At 61.4% G+C, this 6682-nt stretch carries 5 protein-coding genes; all 5 read left to right on the plus strand.

Features of this window, described 5'->3' with window-relative positions:
- The first annotated feature begins 248 nt into the window (after positions 1–248).
- The 5 genes from R2855_19605 (at position 249) to R2855_19625 (ending at position 6334) form a co-directional block, all read left to right on the plus strand.
- Positions 249–2099, plus strand: a complete 1851-nt coding sequence (locus tag R2855_19605) for an ABC transporter substrate-binding protein (protein ID MEZ4533210.1) — start codon at positions 249–251, stop codon at positions 2097–2099.
- 181 nt (positions 2100–2280) lie between these two features.
- Positions 2281–3276 carry an ABC transporter permease gene (locus R2855_19610; GenBank protein ID MEZ4533211.1) on the plus strand — a complete coding sequence of 332 codons (996 nt, stop codon included), beginning with the start codon at positions 2281–2283 and terminating at the stop codon, positions 3274–3276.
- A 114-nt stretch (positions 3277–3390) separates the two neighbouring features.
- On the plus strand, positions 3391–4284 hold the full coding sequence (locus R2855_19615) for an ABC transporter permease (protein MEZ4533212.1): 894 nt from the start codon (positions 3391–3393) through the stop codon (positions 4282–4284).
- Positions 4281–5294: an ABC transporter ATP-binding protein gene (locus R2855_19620; GenBank protein MEZ4533213.1), complete on the plus strand. Its 1014-nt coding sequence runs from the start codon at positions 4281–4283 to the stop codon at positions 5292–5294. The genes R2855_19615 and R2855_19620 overlap by 4 nt, the downstream gene beginning before the upstream one ends.
- Positions 5291–6334 (plus strand): ABC transporter ATP-binding protein, encoded by a 1044-nt coding sequence (locus tag R2855_19625; GenBank protein MEZ4533214.1) that lies wholly within the window; start codon positions 5291–5293, stop codon positions 6332–6334. Before R2855_19620 ends, R2855_19625 begins: the two co-directional genes overlap by 4 nt.
- Positions 6335–6682: the final 348 nt, after the last annotated feature.

The raw sequence follows: 6682 nt of genomic DNA on the forward strand, positions 1-6682 counted from the left end.
GGTGGTCACGCGGTGGGCGCTCCTGGCGAGCGGGGATGGTAAATCTGAGTGAATTCCTCGGAATACGAACTTTCGTTCTAGTTACGATTCTATCAGACCGGGTCGGTCGAGACGACGACGTAGCAATGCGCGGTCGCTTATGTCACTTGTTTGCCCTTGCACGTCGCATAGCAGAGGAGTAGGATGGAATGAACCAAGGTCACAGTTGAATCGCCGCATCCGCCATTTTCTCGATGAGGAGGAACGACATGTCGGCCCAGAACACCGAGACTGAGGACCGTGTTCTCTTCGATGCGCTCGCCGGGAGAGTGTCCCGTCGAGACCTGTTGAAAGGCGCCGCAGCCGCTGGCATTGGCGCCTCGCTCGCAGCCACACTCGCCGATGAGGTGGTGGCTACCGCAAATATCACCCCCGCGCTGCAAACTGATGTCCCGCGTGAGCGCACGCTGATCGTGGTGCAGGGCGGCGGTGGCGACGGCCAGAATCCGAACTTCGACAACTTCAATCTCTGGGTGACTGCTTCGCAATGGGGCTGGCATTCGGGGCCGCTGCAGACGATGAACGAGCCGCTGATCATGTTCAACGTGCTCACTGGCGAGTATGAGAACTGGCTGGCCGAGGATTGGTCCTACAACGACGATTTCACCGAGATCACCATGACCCTCCGCGAGGGAATCGAATGGAGCGACGGCACCCCATTCACTGCGGATGACGTGGTCTTCACCTTCAATTCGGTGCGAGACAAGCAGTCGGAGGCGACGAATGCCGCCGAGATCGTGTTCCTCAAAGAGGCCGTAGCGGACGATCCGCGTACGGTCCGGTTCGTGCTCACCGAAGCGAATCCGCGCTGGTGGGCAACCACGCTGACAAGCAATCACGGCGTGGTCGAGCAGATGCTGCCGAAGCATATCTGGGAGGGTCAGGATCTGCTGACGTTCACGAACTACGATCCGGAGAAGGGGTGGCCGGTCGGAACCGGACCGTACACGCTCGTTTCGACGAGTTCCCAGCAGAAGATCTTCGATCTTCGTCAGGATTGGTGGGGCGCCAAGACCGGTTGGAAGGCGCTTCCCAAAGTGGAGCGTGTGATCTATCTCCCCGCCAGTGACGACACGCTTTCGGCGCAGCAGCTCATCACGAACGAAGTCGACATGGGCAAGATCCTGTCGGTTCCGACCCTGCAGACCGTGATTGCCCAGAACCCTGAAGTGATTACCTTCAGCGAGACCAATCCACCGTATGGTTATCTCGACTGGTGCCCGATCGACCTGAATTTCAACTGCTCGGCAGCACCGTGGGACAACGCGCAACTTCGCTGGGCCATTAGCAATGCCCTCGACCGCACCGCGCTGGTGGCGCTGGCCGAAGGCGGAGCCGGTGTGGTGGCGTTGCATCAGTTCACCCCATATGAATGGTTCACACCGTTCGAGGAGACGCTGCAGCCGATCTTCGCGCAGTACGGTCTGGACACCGCGCCACATCCGGAGAAGGTCGAAGAGCTCATGACCGGGCTTGGCTATACCAAGAACGGCGACGGTATGTGGGAGCTCGATGGCCAAACGCTGGAAATGGCGATCTACGTGCCAGACTGGCTGCGGGCCTACGGTCCGCCGCTCACCCAGCAACTGCGCGACGCCGGGTTCGATGCATCGTTCGACACCTCGCCAGGGCTCAATACCCCCACGCAAACGGGCGAGCAGTTGCTGTCGTTCGGCTGCAAGGGACCAGCCGGTGTGAAGGGCATGGACCCCTACTTCATGCTTTCGATCTATATGTCCGAGTACTTCCGCCCGACCGGCGAACCCGCCCCGATCTGGTGGGCGACCTCGCGCTGGCAAAACGAGGAGTACGATGCGGTTGTGCGCCAGATGAACACGCTGGACGCCGACGCGCCGGAAACTATGGAACTCTTCAAGCAGGCAATGGAGATCTGGGTGCGCGAGCTGCCGGATGTCTATGTGGCCCAGCTCATCATTCGCTACCCGATGAGCAATCACTACTGGACTGGCTGGCCAACCGAGGCAGATCCTTACGGATTCCCGCATTCGTGGCAGCAGGAGTTCCTCAAGACCATTCTGCGGCTCGAGCCCACCTCGTAGGTTGGACCACGAGCCACACACGACATTGTTCGGCAGCGTGACCCAGGGAGACACCCTGGGTCACGCGCCAACCGAGCGGGCGGGCGTCGTCCCGTGCGTTTGACACATCAATGGAACCGGTGCTTAGCGGAGCAGCCGGAAACCTGAGCGGGGACGTTCGACACGTGACAGCAGGGACATCATGCCACTCAGGTATGTGATTGGCCGGTTTGGCACCTTTCTGCTCATCATCTGGACCGCGGCAACGATCAACTTCATCGTGCCGCGGCTCTCGTCGGTCGATCCTGTGCGCGAACAGATGATGCAAGCGGTTGCTGCCGGAGGGTCGAGCGCGCAGTCTATGGAGGACGTCATCGCCTCCTACGACAAGCGTTTCGGGCTTGATCAGCCGCTCTGGAAACAATATCTGCGCTATCTCGGAGATATGGCGACGTTCGACTTTGGGCCGTCGATTGCGCGCTTTCCGGCCAGCGTCAACAGCATGATCTGGAACGCGCTCCCATGGACGATCGTGCTCGTCACGGTATCGACACTGATCGCGTTTACGCTGGGGAACCTGTTCGGCGCGCTGCTGGCCTGGCCTCGATCGCCGAAATGGATTCACGTGCTGGCGCCGTTCTTGCTGACGCTTTCAGCGGTTCCCTTCTACCTGCTCGCGCTGGCGCTCATCTACCTGTTCGCGTTCCGATGGCGCATCTTTCCGCTGGGTGGCGGGTACGACATTGGCACCACGCCGGGTTGGAATTTCGACTTCTTCCAACAGGCGGTGCGGCACTCTATCCTGCCTGCCCTTGCGATCATTTTCGCCAGCATGGGATTCTGGGCGCTCGGTATGCGCGCCATGATGGTCACCGTGCAGGGTGAGGATTACGTCACGCTGGCCGAGGCAAAGGGGATGAAGCCGCGGAGCATTTTCTACCACTATGCATTCCGCAACGCGCTGTTGCCGCAGGTCACAGCGCTGGCACTGGCGCTGGGTCAGGTCGTTTCCGGCGTGGTGCTCGTGGAAGTCGTCTTCGGCTATCCAGGAGTTGGCGGACTCCTGTTTCAATCGATCCGAACCTTCGACTACACCGTCATCTATGGACTGACTTTCCTGGTAATCGTGACGATTGGCATCGCGACACTCCTTCTCGACCTGCTCTTGCCGAAACTCGATCCTCGCATTACCTACTAGCGTGATTGCACATGGTTTTTTCGGGTCCAGGGTCCAGCGTTCGGAGTCCAGAGCGGCTATGAGAGCCGAGCACTGGACCGTGGACTCTGGACTCCACGCCGGCAGGAGTGCGGTTTGGCGAACGAGGCAACCAACACTACCCGGCGAGTAGGGCGCTGGATTCGCAGCATTCCGCGGTGGATTCGCATCTATCCGATGCTGTTCGCCGGGCTTGGCCTGTTGCTGGCGGTTGTGCTGCTGGGGCTGATCGGCCCGTTCTTTGTCGAGCGCGATGCCGTCAACGTTGGCTACGCGCTGCCCGATCAGCGGCCATCGCGGCAGTATCTGCTCGGCACGGACACGGTGGGGCGGCAGATCTTTGCCATCATCGTCTACGGGACGCCGCTGACGCTGCGGGTTGGGATCATTGCCGGGCTCATCGGGCTCACGTTAGGAACGATCTTCGGGTTGATTTCCGGGTATTACGGTGGGGTGAGCGACAGTGTGCTGCGCGGCGCCGCCGACGCGTTCCTGACCGTGCCGGGCCTGCTCATTCTGGTGGTGATTGCCACAACGTTCCGCGGCGGGATCACAGTAACGACACAAGCGCTGGTGGTTTCGGCGCTCGCGTGGATGTACCCCACGCGCACGATCCGATCGCAAGTGCTGAGCATGCGTGAGCGGGGATATGTGCGCATCGCGCGTTACTCGGGAATGAATGGGTTCGAAATCATTGTGCGGGAGCTGATTCCGAATCTGCTGCCATATCTGGCGGCCAGCTTTGTGGGTGCGGTGTCGACCGCCATTCTGGCGTCGATCGGTCTGGAGGCACTTGGGTTGGGTCCACAAAACTCGCCGACCCTGGGCATGACCATCTATTGGAGCCAGTACTACACGGCCATCCTGCGGAATCTGTGGTGGTGGTGGTTGCCGCCGATCATCGTCATCGTCGTCATCTTTTCCGGGCTTTTTCTGACCGCGGCCGGTCTCGACCAGGTATCCAACCCACGTTTGAGAACCAAGGCATGACCTCCGTCACCCCCTCGACCGCCGATCAGGCTATGAACGGCGTTTCCGACGCAGTGCTGGATGTGCGCGACCTGCGCGTCTCGTATCGCATTCGTGAGGGCAAGGTTTCCGCGGTCAACGGTGTCTCGTTCTCGCTTGGGCGCAAGGAAGTGCTGGGGCTGGTGGGCGAGTCGGGTTCGGGCAAGTCCACGATCGCGCTGTCGCTCCTGCGGCTCATCAAGCCGCCCGGAACGATCGAGCAGGGAACCGTGGTGCTGAATGGCCGGAACCTTCTGACCCTGCCGGAAGAAGAGATGCGGCTGGTGCGACTGGCCGAACTGTCGATGGTGGCCCAGGGAGCGATGAACTCGCTCAATCCGGTCATGCGTGTGCGTGAGCAGATCGTCGACGCGTGGAGAGATCACGATGTCGATCTGCGCAAAGGCGCTACTGACGAGCGCATCACGGACTTGATGGTGCGGGTAGGGCTTCGCCCCGAAGACGCGCGCCGATATCCGCATGAGCTCAGTGGCGGGATGAAACAGCGGGCGGTCATTGCCATTGCCATCAGCCTGCGCCCGAGCGTGATCATTGCCGACGAGCCGACCAGCGCGCTCGATGTGGTGGTGCAGCGCCAGATTTTCGACACGCTGGAGCAGGTGCAGGATGAAATCGATGCGTCCGTCATCCTGATCGGGCATGACATGGGCTTGATGGCGCAGTCGGTCGACCGTCTGGGGGTGATGTACGCCGGCGAGATCGTCGAGCTTTCTCCTGTGCGTGATGTGTTCAAGGATCCACTGCACCCATACAGCCGACTGCTGATTGCCAGCTTGCCGTCGCTCGATCAACGAGGCGGGCAGCGAGGAATTCCGGGCATGCCGCCATCGTTGCTGAAGCGCCCTCCGGGGTGCCCTTTCCAGCCGCGCTGCCCGATGGCCACGGCAATCTGCACTTCCGAAGCACCCAGGCTGCTCCCCAAGCGGCCGAACCGTTTGGTCGCGTGTCATCATGTCGATGCGCAGCTATGAGCGCCTTACTGGAAGCAGTCGGAGTCACCAAAGCCTTCGGTGGCGGGGTCTTTCAACCGGCCGCCACGGTGGCGGTGGACAACCTGTCGCTCAAGATCGAGACCGATCCGCCGGCCATTACCGCAGTGGTAGGGGAAAGCGGAAGCGGGAAGACCACGCTGGCCCGCCTGCTGTTGGGCGAGACTGCGCCAACGTCGGGAACGGTTTCCTACCTCGGCAAAGACCTGACCAAGCTCTCTCGTGCGGAGCGAAACGCGTTTCGCCGAGATGTGCAGGTCATCTTTCAGGACCCGTACGAGGTCTACAACCCGTTCTATCCCGTCGATCATGTGCTGACCATGCCGGCACGGAAGTTCCATCTTGCCCAAACAAAGGCCGAAACGGATGAGGCCATCCACCAGGCGCTGCAAGCGGTCGGGCTACGTCCCGACGAGACGCTCGGCCGCTATCCGCATCAACTCAGCGGCGGGCAACGGCAACGGCTGATGGTGGCGCGGGCGCTGATGATCCGCCCGCGCATCATCATTGCGGACGAACCGGTTTCGATGGTGGATGCGTCGCTGCGGGCCACGATCCTGGACAACCTGAAGTCGCTGGCCCGGGCGTATGGCGTCAGCATCCTGTACATCACGCACGATCTGGTGACGGCCTATCAGATCAGCGACAACATCCTGGTGCTCTACCGGGGATCGATTGTCGAAGCGGGACATGCGCCGCCCGTGGTGCAGCAGCCGCAGCATCCCTATACGCAATTGCTCATGCAGTCGATTCCGTTGCCAGATCCCGACCGGTCATGGCCCCGAGCACAGGAAGCTTCGGAGATTGGCCAGCGCGCTTCGACTACCGCTGGCTGCAAGTTCGCGCCACGTTGCCCGATGGCGATGAACGTTTGCCTGGAGCGACACCCTCCCCTTTTTCAGACGGGAGTGGACCGCGCCACCGCGTGCTACCTCTATCAGGATGCGCCCGAACTTGCCGGTCCTTCGATCGACGCTGTTTTTCGCACTGCTGAACCGAGTTCCGAGGGGGACACCGTCTAGGGCTGGTCCGAGAACATTTGCCCGTCCGATGTGTGCCGATTTCGGCAGCCACGGTGGGCTGCGGCTCCGGAGCGAGGTCCCACCGTTGAAAGGCTGGGCTCTACCCCTCTGCAATTGCCCGGACTCCGTAGTATCCGAGCTCGCTTCGGGACGAACCCCGGATGACTCGCCCTACAGGTCGTCGTCGTCGTCGTCGTCGTCGTCGTCGATGACGTAGCGCGGTTTGGGGAGGGGGGTGGTGTGCGAGGGGGTGTCGGCATCGGCGATGGGTTCGCTGACGGTGTGGTGACGCGGCATGCGGCGGCTGAGGGTGAGCAGACGGAGACCGGCGAGCAGGACCAGCAGGGT

The organism is Thermomicrobiales bacterium (assembly GCA_041390825.1).
Lineage (GTDB): Bacteria > Chloroflexota > Chloroflexia > Thermomicrobiales > UBA6265 > JAMLHN01.

Coding starts and splice junctions, on each gene's coding strand:
- R2855_19605 (MEZ4533210.1), top strand. CDS start 249: ATGTCGGCCCAGAACACCGAGACTGAGGACCGTGTTCTCTTCGATGCG.
- R2855_19610 (MEZ4533211.1), top strand. CDS start 2,281: ATGCCACTCAGGTATGTGATTGGCCGGTTTGGCACCTTTCTGCTCATC.
- R2855_19620 (MEZ4533213.1), top strand. CDS start 4,281: ATGACCTCCGTCACCCCCTCGACCGCCGATCAGGCTATGAACGGCGTT.
- R2855_19625 (MEZ4533214.1), top strand. CDS start 5,291: ATGAGCGCCTTACTGGAAGCAGTCGGAGTCACCAAAGCCTTCGGTGGC.